The 16,561-nt window shown below is 33.9% G+C and carries 13 protein-coding genes; 1 reads left to right on the forward strand and 12 read right to left on the reverse strand.

Going from position 1 to position 16,561, the window contains the following annotated elements; all coding sequences use genetic code 11:
• Positions 1-789, forward strand: a 789-nt coding sequence (locus BM253_RS16150; protein ID WP_177205812.1) for a site-specific integrase, incomplete at its 5' end; no start/stop codon positions are given.
• A 288-nt stretch (positions 790-1,077) separates the two neighbouring features.
• Here BM253_RS16150 and BM253_RS16155 read toward each other — a convergent pair.
• From BM253_RS16155 to BM253_RS16210, 12 genes are all read right to left on the reverse strand, one after another.
• Entirely contained in the window at positions 1,078-2,808 is a 1,731-nt protein-coding gene (locus tag BM253_RS16155) for an ATP-binding protein (RefSeq protein ID WP_091526367.1), read from the reverse strand.
• Between the two features lies 1 nt (position 2,809).
• A complete protein-coding gene (locus BM253_RS16160; protein WP_091526369.1) occupies positions 2,810-3,931 on the reverse strand; it encodes a sensor protein KdpD in 1,122 nt (373 codons plus the stop codon).
• 82 nt (positions 3,932-4,013) lie between these two features.
• Positions 4,014-5,096 carry a porin gene (locus BM253_RS16165; RefSeq protein ID WP_091526371.1) on the reverse strand — a complete coding sequence of 361 codons (1,083 nt, stop codon included), beginning with the start codon at positions 5,094-5,096 and terminating at the stop codon, positions 4,014-4,016.
• Between the two features lie 216 nt (positions 5,097-5,312).
• Positions 5,313-5,873, reverse strand: coding sequence for a K(+)-transporting ATPase subunit C (locus BM253_RS16170; protein ID WP_091526372.1), 561 nt, complete (start codon positions 5,871-5,873; stop codon positions 5,313-5,315).
• A 21-nt stretch (positions 5,874-5,894) separates the two neighbouring features.
• Complete coding sequence (gene kdpB / locus BM253_RS16175) at positions 5,895-7,904, reverse strand: potassium-transporting ATPase subunit KdpB (protein ID WP_091526375.1); 2,010 nt, start codon at positions 7,902-7,904, stop codon at positions 5,895-5,897.
• 20 nt (positions 7,905-7,924) lie between these two features.
• The gene (gene kdpA / locus BM253_RS16180; RefSeq protein WP_091526377.1) at positions 7,925-9,613 is read right to left on the reverse strand and encodes a potassium-transporting ATPase subunit KdpA; all 1,689 of its coding nucleotides are present in this window, start codon (positions 9,611-9,613) and stop codon (positions 7,925-7,927) included.
• A 78-nt stretch (positions 9,614-9,691) separates the two neighbouring features.
• Positions 9,692-9,769, reverse strand: coding sequence for a K(+)-transporting ATPase subunit F (kdpF, locus tag BM253_RS17725; protein WP_136901194.1), 78 nt, complete (start codon positions 9,767-9,769; stop codon positions 9,692-9,694).
• A 644-nt stretch (positions 9,770-10,413) separates the two neighbouring features.
• A complete protein-coding gene (locus BM253_RS16190; protein ID WP_091526382.1) occupies positions 10,414-10,773 on the reverse strand; it encodes a DUF7674 family protein in 360 nt (119 codons plus the stop codon).
• 319 nt (positions 10,774-11,092) lie between these two features.
• Positions 11,093-11,992: a CorA family divalent cation transporter gene (locus BM253_RS16195; RefSeq protein ID WP_091526383.1), complete on the reverse strand. Its 900-nt coding sequence runs from the start codon at positions 11,990-11,992 to the stop codon at positions 11,093-11,095.
• A gap of 20 nt (positions 11,993-12,012) precedes the next feature.
• On the reverse strand, positions 12,013-13,350 hold the full coding sequence (locus BM253_RS16200; RefSeq protein ID WP_091526385.1) for a sigma-54-dependent transcriptional regulator: 1,338 nt from the start codon (positions 13,348-13,350) through the stop codon (positions 12,013-12,015).
• 589 nt (positions 13,351-13,939) lie between these two features.
• Positions 13,940-14,740: a hypothetical protein gene (locus BM253_RS16205; RefSeq protein WP_091526387.1), complete on the reverse strand. Its 801-nt coding sequence runs from the start codon at positions 14,738-14,740 to the stop codon at positions 13,940-13,942.
• 30 nt (positions 14,741-14,770) lie between these two features.
• Positions 14,771-16,237: a T9SS type A sorting domain-containing protein gene (locus BM253_RS16210; protein WP_091526389.1), complete on the reverse strand. Its 1,467-nt coding sequence runs from the start codon at positions 16,235-16,237 to the stop codon at positions 14,771-14,773.
• Positions 16,238-16,561 lie beyond the last annotated feature (324 nt).

The following is a 16,561-nucleotide window of genomic DNA, read 5'->3' on the forward strand; positions in this document are numbered from 1 at the left end:
AGGGCAATCTCAAAGGACATAATAACTTCAGATCCATTTAAAGCTTTTAAAAACAAAAAGGTTGCTGTTAAAAAGACGCCCTTAAGCTCTCATGAACTTTCAACTTTGGAAAATAAAATATTTGATTCTGAAAGATTAAGTGCAGTAAGAGACATTTTTGTTTTTCAATGTTATACAGGCTTGGCCTATATAGATGTAAAGCAATTTAAGAAGGAAGAATTAAAAATCGGAATTGATGGGAAACAATGGATCATTTCAGAAAGGCAGAAAACAGGATCTTCAACAACCATTCCCCTACTCGGTAAAGCAATAGAAATTTTAGAGAAGTACAAAGATCATCCTCTGTGTAAAGCTAACAATGTTTTACTGCCAGTGAAATCGAATCAAAAGATGAACGAATACTTAAAGGAAATTGCTACATTATGTGGAATTAATGATAACCTTACCACACACAAAGCAAGAAGGACTTTCGGTAGTACAGTTACTTTGAATAATGGCGTTCCTATGCACGTAGTAAAAGAAATGCTGGGACATCAGTCTATTAAACAGACTGAAGAATATGCACTGACTGAACAATCAACCATAAGTAGAGAAATGCAAATTTTAGAAAATAAAATTTCATCCGAAGCAGATGACGATAAACATGATCCAATATCAATACTTAAAAAAATTGAAAAAGATCTAAATCTTTTAAAAGTTAAAAGTAAAAACAAAGAGAATTTAAAAATAATTTCTCAGCTAAAAAAGTATGAAAAAAAATTAAAAAACCTAAGAGCAAAATTAGCTTAAAATCTATGGAACTAATACCCATAAACGGTGGTTAACGGGAATTCTACCGAACCGTTTATATTACTTTTAAGGTTTCTGGAAAGTGTTGTAGCTTGATCTCTTTAACAATGAAAAATATCCGTCTTTTCAAATAAGATATGAATGCAAATTAAACTTTTAAATCCTTCCTTGAAGGTGCTATTACTTAGATATCTTACATACAAATCGAATGCCTATTTACAAAACATATAGTCTTTGTCATTTCTAAAGATTGTATGTTTTGTTCTATTATTTATTTATATATACTTTTCAAGCAAAATTATTTAGAGTAAATGAAAAAGTACTACCAGCACCATACTCGCTTTCTGCCCATATTTTTCCACCTTGTGCTTCTATAAAATCTTTACTGATGCTTAATCCTAAGCCGGTACCTTCTTTTTTGGTGCCTGGAATACGGAAATAACGCTCGAATATCTTATGTAGAAATTGTGGTTGAATGCCCTGTCCTGTATCGGTTACCGAAAATTTTACTTGATTTTCTATTTTCTCTACTTTAATATTTACTGTAGCGTTATCATACGAATAGCGAATGGCGTTAGACAGTAAATTGGTAAGAACCCATGCCGTTTTTTCACTGTCTGCAGCAATGATAAAATCATCATCTATTTTTGAAACATCAATTTTAATATTCTTGTGTTCTGCTGCCACTTTATTGGCATTTATAGCATAATCAATCATGGGGTTAATTTCAGAATGAGTCATGTTTATTTGGATAGTTCCGCTTTCAACTTGTGTAATGTTTAACAATTCGCCCGTAATTCGTAAAAGTCTGTCGGCATCATCTTTTATCCCATTAATCAATAATTTTTGTTCTTCATTTAAATCACCTGTTTTTTCATTTTCTAAAATTTGAATACCTAACTGCATCGATGAAATTGGTGTTTTAAATTCATGAGATACGGTTCCCATAAAATTGGTTTTAGCCAAATCAAGCTCTTTAAAAGGAGTGATGTTTCTTAAAAGAATAACCTGACCAATGAATTCACTATCTGCTTCGCCTGTTGGAAAAATGTTGATATCAACCACCTCTTTTTCAAAATAACTTTCTCTTCCATCGGCATAAATCTTTAATTGTTCCGATTTGACTTTATCATCTTTTGGAACAAAAATATCCTTTATAATACTTCTAATTAAATCATTAGCTACTGCTATATCTTGTATTTGTTTACCTATAAAATCTTGTTTTTTTAAGCCACAAATAGTTAATGCTTCTTCATTAGCGAAAAGAACTTTTTTGTTTTCATCGATACCTATAACGGGGTCGTGAAGGTTATCAATCAACGTTTCAATCCGCTTTTTTCCTTTTAAAATTTTATCGAGCTTACTTTCAGAATATTCTTCGAGCTTTTGTGCCATGGTATTGAATGATTTTGCTAAATCACCAAATTCATTATGACTTTCAAAATGCACCCGCTTTTTATAATTCTGCGAGGCGATTTCTTTTATACTTTCTGTTAATTCTTTAATAGGATTTGCAATACTTGCCGGTAAATTGACCAGCAAAGTAAATGCGATTAAAAAACACAAGGTACCTGTAACCGATATAATTACGATTGCTTTTTGGGCGGTATCATCTGCAATGCTGCTTTTACGATTGATCGCTTCCATGTTTAAACGCATTAATTCTGTAATATCTCTTCTAATAAAAGAATTAATTGATGCGTTTGTTGGTTCGTTTTTCAACGTATTAAAATGCTTATCGATTAAATTGGTAGCTTCGGTTTCGCCTATTTCGGTAACGTTTTGCTTTTGCAGGTTTAAATTTTCTTGAAAAGTGTTTATTGCGGTTTCATCTTTAGCCACGTCTTCTAATGCCAATAACATATTACGCGCGTATTGCAAAGTTTTATAATTGGCTACCAATATGTTGTTGGTGTCTTTTTTAAGTTGGTTAACATACCAGCTGCTTATAAGCGCCAATGCTAATATTAATAGGAACAATGCACCTACGCCAAAGTTTAATTTTGCTTTTATTCTCATTTTAAGAAAGTATTACCAGATCTATATTTTCTTGCGATAACTTGCTCAACAATGCATTAAATGTATCGGTTGCTAAGATAATCTTAAATAAATTTAAATGCGGTTTACCAATACAAACGGTAGTTATTTTTCGGTCTTCGCATTCTTTTATAATTGCTTTTGTAGTGTTTTTCGCTTTTACTTTAATAATTTCGGCACCTAATTCAGTGGCTAATTTAAAATTATTTATGAGATGTCGTTGTTTGTCTAAAGCAATTTTATCGGCACTTTCTTTTGGAATTTGCACATACATAACATACCATTTGCTGTTGTAATAATTTGCCAAGCGAGCCGTTTTTCTAATGACATTTTTTGCCGTTTTTTCGTTGGAACTGATACATGCCAGAAATTTTTCTTTTTTGATATTTCTTGATAAAACTACTTCGTTTTCTACTTTTCTTTGAACTTGTGAAGCTACTTCTTTCAATGCCAATTCGCGTAGTTGCAGGATATGTTCGCTTTTGAAAAAATTATTAAGCGCTGATTCAATTTTAGATCGATCGTAAATTTTACCTTCTTTTAATCGGTTGATTAATTCTTCAGCCGTTAAATCGATGTTCACCACTTCATCTGCCTGAGCTACGATACTATCCGGAATTCGCTCCTGAACATCAATTCCGGTGATGTCTTTCACTTCTTCATTTAAACTTTCTATATGCTGAATGTTCACGGCACTAACTACATTTATTCCAGCATCTAAAATATCGATCACATCTTGCCAGCGTTTTTCATTTTTACTGCCTTCTATATTTGTATGAGCCAACTCATCTACAATAACCACTTCGGGACGAAGGCTGATGATGGCTTGCAAATCAAGCTCTTCCAATTCTTTTCCTTTGTAAAAAAGTTTTCTTCGAGGAATAACGGGAAGTCCTTCTAGCAACGCATGGGTTTCGGCTCGGTTGTGGGTTTCGATGTAACCAATTTTCACGTCGATGCCATTTTTTAGCAAACTATGTGCTTCTTGCAACATACGGTAACTTTTGCCCACACCGGCACTCATACCAATGTACAATTTAAATTTTCCGCGTCGCGATTTCTGAATTAAATCTAAAAAATGTTCGGCACTTTTTCTTTCGTCCATAAAGCATTTTAAGTTGAATAAATTTACAAATTCCCCTTCACAAAAAATGCCAAGGGGAAAAAATTGAGTAAAAACAAAAGTGTTAAAAACGTATAGCCAATGATGTAACAGCCATTACGTTATTTTTTTTAGAAATAGCATCTCTGTTAACAAAAATCTCGTCTTTGCTGTTGAGTGTTTTTACTTCGGTACGCCACACTAAATTGGGTAAAATGTTGTAATCTACATTAATTGAAGCACCGAAAGTCTGGAATCCGTTTTCGGTTTCAGTAGCAATGATTATTCCTTTTTCGTCATTGTAATATTCACCTCTTGCTGCGATGCTAACTTTCTCTGTTGGAGAAAATTTCGCAATAAAAACCGGGCTGTACCACATATTAAAAGCATCGTTTCCTTTTTCTTTTTGCTGAGCTCCCACGTCTAATCCTGCAATCAAAGCAAATTTATCTGATACTTGAAATTGTCCATACAAATTATGGAAATAACGCATTTTTCTTTCTTCATCCGGAAAATCATTTCCGATGAAAGAGCTACTGTTCAAAGTAACTTTTTCATTGGGGCGATAAGTCAATTGGTGCCCGAAAGCCGGTGTGCTGTTACCTTCTACCCTTTCAATTCTTTGCCATCCGTTTAGTACCAAAGCAGCCATACTCCATTTTCCGTTGTTGGTGTTGTAAGAAAGTTTAGCACCCGTTTCGAAGTAAGGAGAGTTGTCTGCCAACATACTTCTGGTCAATGTAAAACAGTCGGCACCTACAGCACTTTCAAATCCAATGTGCGAAGGTAAAATTCCGGCATCTAACCATAAATCGTATTTTTCAGATAATTTAAAACCAACATTTGCTTCGTAGATATTCTTCATAACACCTTGTTCAGCAGCGTAGTTGGCATTCATATAGGTTCCCACAGCTAAAGCCAAATTGGATCTTAATTTTTCGGTTTGATAATTAGCTTTTATAAAGCCTAAATTAAGATTGACTTCGTTATTGCGATTGTGGCTGTACACAAAACCTGGTCTGGTGTTTGATTTTGGATTGTTAAAATCTTGCTGGTAATACACTTCGGCATAACCGCTGATTGTTAAAGGTTTTTTTTCTGTTTCCTGAGCCAATAAACTCCCTGTCATTCCCAACATTAAGGTTGAAATGAGTAACGTTTTTTTCATTTTTTTGAATTTGTAAGAAGTAAGCAGTGAAATGTAAGATGTATTAATGCTTGCTATTTCACTGGATCTTCTTTGTTTTTTATTATTAATTTTTTCTTTAGATTGTGATATTTAAGTGAAAATTTAGATGTGAGATGTAATAAGTTAATCTACTTTTTACTGCTTACTTTTTACTGCTTACTTTTTACTGCTTACTTTTTACTGCTTACTAAAAAATTATTTTAATGCATCTAATGCAATATTTAATTTTAATACATTGATTTTTTCAGGGCCGAACATTCCCCATAAAGGTTTTTCAGTTTGATCATCAATTAATTGATTCAATTTAGCTTCATCAATTCCTCTTATTTTAGCAATACGTTTTACCTGAACTTTTGCAGCCTGAACAGAGAAATTAGGATCTAACCCGCTTCCGCTGGCAGTTACTAAATCGACAGGTATTTCGGCTTTATCAATTCCCGGGTTATGTATTAAAAAAGTATCGATACGGGTTTTAACTTCTGCCAAATATTCTTCATTTGATGGTCCTTTGTTGCTACCACCAGAGCCCGCAGCATTGTAACCTACAGCTGATGGTCTTGACCAGAAATACTTATCTTCTGTGAAAGATTGACCAATGTTTACATAATGCTTGTTTCCATTGTGTTCTATAATTTCTCCTTTACCAGAGTTTGGCGCAAATTGTGCAATTCCCCACACAGCACTTGGGTAAATGACTGTAAAGAACAGAATCATTACGAGAGTTAATTTTATTGCGGGTAAAATATGTTTTTTCATCTTATTTAAATTTTTAAAGGATTAAAAGAAAACTGATATAAGCATATCTATCAGCTTGATACCAACAAAAGGTATCAGTACGCCACCTAAACCATAAATGAACAGGTTTCTGCGTAGCAAAGCACTTGCGCCAATTGGTTTGTAAGCAACACCTTTTAATGCCAACGGAATCAACATCGGGATAATAATAGCATTGAAAATTACAGCTGATAGTATAGCACTTTCCGGACTGTGTAAATTCATAATATTTAATCCTTGTAATGCCGGAATGGCTGTAATAAACAAAGCTGGGATGATCGCAAAATATTTAGCCACATCATTTGCGATACTGAAAGTTGTCAGCGTTCCGCGCGTCATCAATAATTGTTTTCCAATTTCCACCACTTCAATCAGTTTGGTAGGGTCGTTGTCCAAATCCACCATGTTTCCGGCTTCTTTTGCAGCTTGCGTACCAGAGTTCATAGCTACACCCACGTCAGCCTGGGCCAGTGCCGGAGCATCGTTTGTACCGTCACCCATCATGGCAACTAATTTACCTTCTGACTGCTCTTTTTTAATATAATTCATTTTATCTTCAGGTTTTGCTTCTGCGATGAAGTCATCTACACCTGCTTTTTCTGCAATGAATTTTGCCGTTAAAGGATTATCGCCCGTTACCATTACGGTTTTGATACCCATTTTTCGTAAACGCTCAAAACGTTCTTGAATTCCGGGTTTGATGATGTCTTGCAATTCAATTACTCCCAATGCGATTTCATTTTCAGAAACTACTAACGGCGTTCCTCCGTTTTGGGAGATAGCTCTAACTCTTTCTTCTACTTCTTTAGGAAACTGGTTTCCTGCATTGGCAACGATATTTTTAATAGCATCGGTTGCACCTTTTCGGATACGTGTGTTTTCATAATTAATCCCTGAACTTCTTGTTTCTGCTGTAAATGTGATGAATTCGGGATTTTTTACTTCATAACTTAACGGATTGATTCCTGCCAATTCTATGATAGATTTTCCTTCCGGTGTTTCATCAGCCATTGAGCTCAAAACAGCCGATTTTATCAATCTTTTTTCGTCAATTTCATTGGCTGCATGAAAATGTGTTGCTTTTCTGTTACCAATGGTAATTGTACCTGTTTTGTCCAAAAGCAATACGTCAATGTCTCCTGCAGTTTCTACTGCTTTACCACTTTTGGTAATCACGTTGGCTCTTAAAGCTCTGTCCATACCTGCGATACCGATTGCTGATAACAAACCACCGATGGTCGTTGGAATCAAACAAACAAATAATGAGATGAAAGAAGCAATGGTAATGCTTACGTTGGCATAATCAGCAAATGGTTTTAAAGTCACACAAACGATGATGAATACCAAAGTAAATCCGGCCAATAAAATGGTCAATGCAATTTCGTTTGGTGTTTTTTGTCTGGAAGCACCTTCAACCAAAGCGATCATTTTATCCAAGAAGCTTTCGCCAGGTTCTGTGGTTACTTTAACCAAAATTCTGTCTGATAAAACTTTGGTACCACCGGTTACCGAGCTTTTATCTCCACCTGCCTCACGGATTACCGGAGCAGATTCACCAGTGATTGCACTTTCGTCGATGGTTGCCAAACCTTCAATGATTTCACCATCTGAAGGAATGATATCGCCTGCTTCACAGATGAAAATTTCGCCTTTTTGTAATTGGGCAGATGAAATTGTTCTTCCATCTTTTAATCTTGCCGGAGTTTCTTCTCTTGTTTTTCTCAAGCTGTCCGCCTGTGCTTTTCCTCTAGCTTCGGCAATGGCTTCGGCAAAATTGGCAAACAATAAAGTAAGAAACAAAATGATGAAAACCGTAAAATTATATCCAAAACTTCCTTGTCCCTGAGCACCAGCCAATGTCCATAAGCTAACTGCGAACATAACCAAAGTACCAATCCATACGGTAAACATTACCGGATTACGGAACATGGTTTTGGGGTTTAGTTTCACAAAAGATTGTTTCAGCGCTTTCTGAACCATATCTTTTTGAAACAATGATGTATTATTATTCATTTTTAAATTCTTTAATCAGTTTAATTAAGTGAGAAATATTCTGCGATTGGACCAAGAGCCAAAGAAGGGAAAAATGATAAAGCAGCTACAATTGCTATTACCGCGAACACCATCAATCCGAAAGTTGAAGTATCTGTTTTTAAAGTTCCATCTCCTTCAGGAATGTATTTTTTCTGTGCTAATAATCCTGCGATAGCCACAGGACCAATGATTGGTAAAAATCTACCTAAAATCAAAATAAAACCTGTTGTAATATTCCACCATAAATTGTTATCGCCCAAACCTTCAAAACCACTACCGTTATTGGCTGCTGATGAAGTGTATTCGTACAATATTTCGCTGAATCCATGGAAACCCGGATTGTTTAATGTTAACGCTCCGTGTTCTGGGAAAGCTGTTGTCAATGCGGCTCCGACTAAAATTAAGAAAGGATGAAGCAAAGCAATAATCATAGCAATTTTCATTTCTTTAGCTTCTACTTTTTTACCAAAAAATTCGGGAGTTCTGCCTACCATTAAACCGCTGATAAACACCGCCAGAATAATGAATATGAAAAAGTTTAGTAAACCTACACCGCAACCGCCATAAAATGCATTGATCATCATGGCAAGCAGCTCGTTCATACCAGACAATGCCATAGAACTATCGTGCATAGAGTTCACTGAACCTGTGGAAATTACCGTGGTAACAATGCTCCAAAAACCAGATGCTGCGGCACCAAAACGCATTTCTTTGCCTTCCATTCCCCCAAGAGAGTTATCAATTCCCATAGATGCAATTGCAGGGTTTCCGTTCATTTCCATATTGATATTTGGAATGGCAAGCATTAAAAAACCTACCGTCATTACGCCAAAAATCATCCATGAAAATCTTCTTCTTTTAATAAAATATCCAAAAGCGAATATCATACCCAATGGCACAATTAACTGTGCAACCATTTCTACTATGTTTGATAAGTACGAAGGATTTTCGAACGGATGGGCAGAGTTTACTCCGAAAAATCCACCACCGTTTGTACCTACGTGTTTAATAGGCACAAAAGCTGCTGCTGGACCTCTTGATACTTCTACCGAATCTCCTTGTAAAGTGGTAATGGTATCTTTACCTTCAAAAGTCATTGGAACGCCATCGAATGCAAGGAAAATAGCCATAACAAAAGAAAGTGGCAATAAAATACGGGTACACGATTTTACGAAATAATTGTAGAAATTACCTAAGGTGTCAGTGGTTTTATCTCTAAAGGCTCTGAACAAAATTACTGCGGCAGCCATACCTGTTCCGGCACTTACAAACTGTAAAAACATTAGCCAGTATTGCCCTAGATAACTTAAACCTGATTCGCCCGAATAGTGCTGCAAATTACAGTTTACCACGAACGATATCACGGTATTGAAAGCAAGATCTGCAGACATGCTCGGGTTTTTATCGGGATTAAAAGGAAGGCTTCCCTGTGTCATTAAAATTACCATTCCCAAAAGAAACCAAACCATATTTATGGTAAGCATAGCTATCATTTGCTGTTTCCAGTTCATTTCTATTTGCGGATTAATGCCACTTATTTTGAAAAAGATCCGCTCTATTGGGTTAAATATGGGATCAAGCAGCGTTTTTTCGCCACCGTAAACTTTTGCAATGTATTTACCAAAGGGTATTGCAAGCAATATCGACAAGGTAAACATTACGATTATTCCTATAATTTCTGTATTCATATTTTTTTTTTAGTTTTAAGTAAGAAGGAAACAGTAAAAAGTTATCTTCTTAGTTCTTACATTTCACTTGTTACTTTCTTAAAATTTTTCTGGTTTAAGCAATACGTAGCATATATAGGCAAATACACCAATGGCTACTATAAATAATGCGATCATTATTTTGTTTTTTAGATTGATATTACGTGTATAATTTTTATTTCTTTTTCTAGATTTTTTCAAAAAAGTCGATTGACTTTATGAACAAGCCAAAGCAGGCTAAGCCGGCTAGTATTAAAACTATTGTCATTGTTTGTTTGTTTCTTTATTATTATTAAGTTGTACTAAAGTGTTTCATAACTGCGCCATAAATCATTATTACAGAAAAAGCAAAAAGCAATAAGTGATATGATTTTAGCCATGTTGGGAAGGAAGGCGGTTCTTCGTGCTGTTTCCATCTAATATTTGTTTTTCTCATTTTATTTTATTTTAAATACCTTATGCCAAAAGCTGTTCCAATCTAAAAATTAAAAATTCAAATAATTAATAATCAATATCTTACACTTAATTAAAACTATTTTTACAGTATAAAATCTTATCAAAATGATAAGGTAATTATCAAATTGAAAGGAACTGAGAGAAGTTTTCTAGCGAGATTAAATCTCGTTTTGTTCTAAATTTATTAGGGTTATTAGGTTGCATAAAATATTACAGATTTTGTATGATCGCTGCCATTAAAAATACAGCTACTAATACAATAATGTTTATAAGGATTATTTTCAAAGCCAATGATCCTTCTTCGTTAGATTGTCTTTTTTTCATAATTATTTACCAGATGTATACACCTGATGAACATATGCATTATGAAGCTCTGTTGGAAGTTGATTAAAGATGATTTGTCTGTAGTTTTTATCACAACAAAAGGTTAAGTTATCCAACGAAAAAACAAATACTGTTTCTACCGCATTGCGCAAAGCCTGATCACCTTTTAGATACAAATCATTCATTTTTTGAAGACAGACTAATAAAACTTCGCTATCTTTCTTAAGGATTATTTGTTTTATTTGTTTTGTAAAAACATTAATCACCATAAACGATGTTTTTGTTTTATACATTTCGTTAAATTCTTGATTTGTTTCAGGTAAAACTTTTATGATTTCCTGAATGGCTTCTGTATGATCCATAATATCTATTTTTTTAATTTTATATTATGATGATGCCAAAAAACATTCCTACACTAAACACCAAAACATAAACAACTAACAGTTAGTTTTTTATGTTAAAAAGAATAAAGTTTTACACTAAGAAAAACTTATAAAAATGATAATTACCTTATCATTTTGATTATTTAGTTTAAAAACTCGTAATGCACTAATTTTAATAAAATTATAAATCGGGAAGAAGATAATAATAACCAATAACACTTAAAATTTAAAGAAAAAAAGTTGTTAAAATACTGTTTAACAACTTTCAAATTTATTTATGTTAAGGATTACAAAAAGACTACCACTTTTTCTTTTTAAAATAGAAAAAAGTAACCAATACAATGACTGCCATAATGCCCAATAAAATAAAATAACCATATTTTTGTGTAAGTTCGGGCATGTATTTAAAATTCATTCCATATAAGCCGGCAAGAAAGGTAATGGGCAAAAAATAAACAGAATAAATAGCCAATAGTTTCATTACCTGATTGGCTTTTTGGTCTGAAAAAGCCAAAAACATAGCAATTAAGTTGGCTGCTTGTATGTTTAAGTGTTCAAAATCGGTAACGGCATCTTTGTACGAATCTACTAGATCCACCACTTCACTTTCTGAAAGATCCAGCGTTTTAAAGGTACGCACCCAATCTTCTGAAATATTAAGAAGCCTAGAACCCAATGCAGCTTTGCGCTTAACCTTGTATAAATCGCGAATAAAAAGAGATGATTTTGTGTTTTTAATAAAAATATCATTCTCTAACTTATCCATTTCTTCAATTAAATTCCTATTGCCATTATCGTATGATTTAAATACTTTAAGTGCCAAATTCAATGCAATTTTATGCGCCGTTACAGGCTCACTTAAAGTGTTTAATTGTTGTACGTAGTCTTGAATACTTTTATTTTTAGTTCTATGAACCGTTATAATAATACCGTTTAAAAGAAAGAAACTTAATTTAGTACTAACATCGCTAATAGTGTTTAAATTTTGGCGTTCTGTTTCTAAAAACTCTCTGGTTAAAAAGAATTTTATGTTTTCATGTTGCTCAAATTTCGGAAGGTGGTTTGGTTCAATCGTATCATCTAACAACAACTTATTTATTTTATAGGTATCTTGTAAATGCTGAAGATCGTTTGCGTTAGGTGCTTCAACATCGATCCATTCACAAAGTTCATTCTTAAATAGTATTTTTACAGGCATATTTAATTAGATATTTTTACTTACTGAATTTTATATAGTTCCATTTTTCTATACAAGGTTGCAATACCAATTTCTAACAATCTTGCCGTTTCTGCTTTATTACCGCCGGTGTGGTTTAATATTTTCTGAATATGCAGTTTTTCTGCACTAGCCATTGAAAAAGCAGATAATTGTTGCGAATTTAATTTTCCATATTGTAAATCTACAGGCAATGTATCTAAGTCCAACAAATCACCATCTGCTAAAATTACACTTCTTTCAATTACATTTTTCAGTTCGCGTATATTTCCCTTCCAAGGGTTATTTTCTAATGCCGAAAGATAGTCTTCAGATAAAGTTAAAGGTTTTCTGTTAGATTTAATTGCAAAAAGATCGGCATAATATTGTGCCAATAATTTAATGTCTTTTAAACGCTCTCTTAATGAAGGAAGTTCAATACCAAAAACAGAAAGACGATAAAATAAATCGCTTCTAAAATTGCCTAACTCAATTTCATTTTCCAAATTTCGATTGGTTGCAGCAATAATTCGCACATTTACTTTAATAGGTGTGGCATCGCCAACGCGCAAAAACTCGCCACTTTCTAATACACGTAAAATTTTGGCTTGTAAATCTAACGCCATCTCTCCTATCTCATCTAAAAAAATCGTACCGTTGTGCGCTTCTTCAAAAAGTCCTTTTTGATCTTTTGTGGCTCCGGTAAAAGAGCCTGCCTTATGCCCAAATAATTCATTTTCTAAAAGTTCTTTACTAAAAGCAGAACAGTTTATAGCAACAAAATTTTGGTTCATTCTGATACTTTCCTGATGAATTGCCTGCGCAAAAACTTCTTTACCCGTACCAGTTTCACCGGTTAACAATACGGTAGCGTCTGTTGGAGCTACTTTTTTAGCAAGCGCAATTGCTTGTAAAATGGGTTTTGAAGTGCCTATAATTTTATCAAAAGAATACTTTTTGGCTAATTGTTTTTCTAATTGCTGCACTCTTTTATTTAAAGCAACCTTTTCGCTGGCTTTGTATAAAAGGGGAATAATTTTATTGTTATCGTCGCCTTTTGTAATATAATCAAAAGCACCATTTTTAATAGCCTGAACACCGTCTGGGATATTTCCGTAAGCGGTTAAAAGAATCACTTCTACAGACTTGTGTTTTTCTTTAATAAGTTTAGCGGTCTCTACACCGCTTCCATCGGGCAGTTTAACATCGCAAATAACAACGTCAATATCATCTACTCGCAACCTTTGCAATCCCGATTTTATATTTGATGCCTGAAAAACCTCAAAACCTTCAAAACCAATTATTTTTGAAAGCAGATTTCTTAATTTTTCCTCATCGTCTATTATAAGTACTTTTACCACTTTTAAGCTGAATTATGCAACACAAATCTACTAATTAATGAGTGATTTACTTTACTGCACCAATTGTTTATTAAATAAAAAAATGAACATGGAAACAATAGCAGAAGACCTGAAAAGATGACCGTTGCAGAAGATGAGCTTTACCTATTTGATAATGATTTCAAATTCTCGGATTTGTTCCGAACAAAAATTTAAAATTAGAAAGGTTAAACTATAATCATATAATAGATTTATAATTTACTCAATTCCAATTTTCAGGCTTTCTTTTTCCAGACAATAAATCCTTTTCAAAGACAATGAATACCAGCTTTATAATTTTACTTTTAAAATATATAACTTTATCAAAAATAAAAAAGCAAGAATGAAATAAATATGAAAATATTATATCTAATCTAACTAATTTTTAAAAATTTTTATATTGAAATTTTAATAGAAAAATCTTTAAAAAATAAATAGCGATTCAAATTATGAATCGCTATAGCTGTTTTGGGTGGTTAACGGGAGTTCTACCGAACCACTTATATTACTTTTAAGGTTTCTTGAAAGTGTTGTAGCTTAAAACAATTATTATCTGTTATTTGTACATGTACTATTTTCCGCAATTAGCATTATAATCCGTAAGGACTTCCAGTGCCATTTTTTGAATTTTTTCTCCGTCTAATTCCATTTCACTTTTCAATAAAGCTCCCATTTTAGAACGCTTTTTTTCTTCTTTGTCTGGATCGTAGCTTACATATTTTTTATTAAGCATTTTAGCACGTACAAATTCACAGTCTTCTGTAAGCTTCTTCATGTCGCTGCTGTTAAGCTCTTCGATCTTACCTCCGTTTTTTGAAACCAGAATACTCGGTGTACTTCTTAAGCGCTTTAAATCATCTTCCATTTCCTGCACCTGCTTGTTACCAATAGCAACTGCTGTTGGAAGTCCGTAAAGTCTGTACACAGTAACAGGCCCTTTTATCATTATCTCAGCGATATGGTTGCTGTTGCTCAAATTTTTAATACTTTTAATGCTACCGCCTAATCCGCTGCCGCCTCTGGAAGATTCGCGAACATTAGTATATTTTATAAGTTCGAATTCGCGCAATACATCTCCATCATAGGCTGCATAACCTTTTAAATCATCAACATCAAGTACCTTAAGTTTCTGGCGTTTTTTACTAGGGTCAATATCAGATTTTGCGATAAATCTAACTTTTTGCTGGTTGACCCATGGAGAATCTTCGGAACCCATCAATCTTAAGACACCTTCGATCTTTTCACCCTTTTTATTAATAATCCAACCTTCCTTTTCGTTGGATCTCAATTCGTATTCCTGGTCTGCGTCCTGCGCAACAGAAAGTAATGGCAACAATACGAATGACACTATACATAAAAATTTTTTTAACATATATCTTTTATTTTGAATTTAATAATGAAATTACTTGATAATCACTTTTTGATCTGCCTTACCTATATTGGTGGTAATTTCTACAAAATATAATCCTTTTGCTAGTGTGCTAACATCAAAAACAGTTGTTTTTGCAGACTTTATTTTTTGACCTAAATTATTATAGATTGTTACATTTTCTAACACCGCATTATCATCCAATTCAATATTAAGTACATCACTTGATGGATTAGGGTAAACATTAAAATTAACAGCGTTTATTTTTTTTGTAGAAAGTACTCCAGATAAATCATATACTTTAGCGTAGCCTTTTGTGAATACATTACCACCTGCACCTGCTTGTGGTGCGCCAATAATAAGTTTTGAAGCATCTGGTGTTAGTGCTAAAGCCATACCGAATTGATCTTGAGCCCCTTCTCCGTATATGGTTGACACCAGAGTCCAAACATTTGCTATATTGCGAAAAACTCTAACAGCTCCTGAATTATAATTCTGCGTAGAATCCCCAAGCGAAGTAGTTACTAATACCATACCGTCATTAGAAAGTTCAATTCTAAATCCATTTCCATCATATTCATTATCTCCAATAATGTTTTGGCCTACCTGAGTCCAAGCACCATTAACATTTTTATAAATTTTCACAACACCTGCCATAAAATTACCGTTTGCAGCCTGATTTGGGGCTCCCACAGCTATTATATCACCATTCTCTGATAGTGAAATTCCCGTTCCACTTTGATTGTTCGAACTTTCACCATTAATATTTTGTCCTACTTGCGTCCATACTCCTGAAATGTTTTTAAACACTTTAGTATGTCCTGAGGATGAGCCATTTGTACTGTTGAATACAGAGCTCGCTGCCACAGTACTTCCATCACGTGAAAGCTTAACATATTGACCAAATCTATCATTGGGAGCATCTCCCTGGATATTTTGCCCTAACTGTGTCCATACTCCAGCGACATTCTCAAATATTTTAACGACACCTGAATTACTACCATTCCCATCGTTCTCAGGCGCGCCGATCGCAATTATCTTTCCGTCCGCTGACATTGAAACAGCTATTCCACTATAATTAACTATAGCATCACCAACTATATCTTGTCCTACTTGGACCCAATTACCAGATACATTTTCGAATACTCGTACGTGACCGGTTGAAGAACTTTGAAAAGGCGAACCAATTGCAACTACAGATCCGTCAGAAGAAAGTGCAATACTTTCGCCACAACGATTTGTAGATCCTACACCTTGAATATCGTTTCCTATCTGAGTCCAGATATTATTTGTATTTTGGTATATACGTACATGTCCTGAGAGAGAGCCATTGTCATTATTAGTCGGAGCTCCTACAGCAATTACACTACCATCTGCGGAGATAGAAGCACTTGTACCAAAAGTCCCGCCATTACTTACTCCCTCTATCTTCTGTCCTATCTGTGTCTGACTTACAGCCATCAAAGGTATTAGTAAAAAAAAGTGTAAAAATTTTTTCATAGAATAATAAATTATTGAGTTATCTAATTGTTATTGTTGCGTAAAAGACGAAAAAACTATGCCATACTTTTATTAAGGCATAGTTTTAACAATATTGTATTCATTTTTAATTAAACTAAATAATATTTAATAACAACTAAAAAGTAAGTATTTAACTATCAGGTTCTTTATCTGCCAGTATATCGAACTTCAGTCCACTATTACCTTCACCTCTTCCTCCTCTTACTGATCTACCTATCCATGTGTAAACTTTACCGTCGTACCACCTTGCGCGTTGAAAATTAGATGAAATTACAAATCCCGATCTACCAACAATTTCTTCAT

Source organism: Paenimyroides ummariense (genome assembly GCF_900115115.1).
Taxonomy (GTDB): Bacteria; Bacteroidota; Bacteroidia; order Flavobacteriales; family Flavobacteriaceae; genus Flavobacterium; species Flavobacterium ummariense.

Excerpts from the sequence above, each read along its gene's own strand:
- kdpB (WP_091526375.1), bottom strand. The coding sequence starts at position 7,904 with ATGAATAATAATACATCATTGTTTCAAAAAGATATGGTTCAGAAAGCG.
- BM253_RS16195 (WP_091526383.1), bottom strand. The coding sequence starts at position 11,992 with ATGCCTGTAAAAATACTATTTAAGAATGAACTTTGTGAATGGATCGAT.
- BM253_RS16155 (WP_091526367.1), bottom strand. The coding sequence starts at position 2,808 with ATGAGAATAAAAGCAAAATTAAACTTTGGCGTAGGTGCATTGTTCCTA.
- BM253_RS16170 (WP_091526372.1), bottom strand. The coding sequence starts at position 5,873 with ATGAAAAAACATATTTTACCCGCAATAAAATTAACTCTCGTAATGATT.
- BM253_RS16190 (WP_091526382.1), bottom strand. The coding sequence starts at position 10,773 with ATGGATCATACAGAAGCCATTCAGGAAATCATAAAAGTTTTACCTGAA.
- BM253_RS16210 (WP_091526389.1), bottom strand. The coding sequence starts at position 16,237 with ATGAAAAAATTTTTACACTTTTTTTTACTAATACCTTTGATGGCTGTA.
- BM253_RS16160 (WP_091526369.1), bottom strand. The coding sequence starts at position 3,931 with ATGGACGAAAGAAAAAGTGCCGAACATTTTTTAGATTTAATTCAGAAA.
- BM253_RS16165 (WP_091526371.1), bottom strand. The coding sequence starts at position 5,096 with ATGAAAAAAACGTTACTCATTTCAACCTTAATGTTGGGAATGACAGGG.
- kdpF (WP_136901194.1), bottom strand. The coding sequence starts at position 9,769 with ATGATCGCATTATTTATAGTAGCCATTGGTGTATTTGCCTATATATGC.
- BM253_RS16205 (WP_091526387.1), bottom strand. The coding sequence starts at position 14,740 with ATGTTAAAAAAATTTTTATGTATAGTGTCATTCGTATTGTTGCCATTA.
- kdpA (WP_091526377.1), bottom strand. The coding sequence starts at position 9,613 with ATGAATACAGAAATTATAGGAATAATCGTAATGTTTACCTTGTCGATA.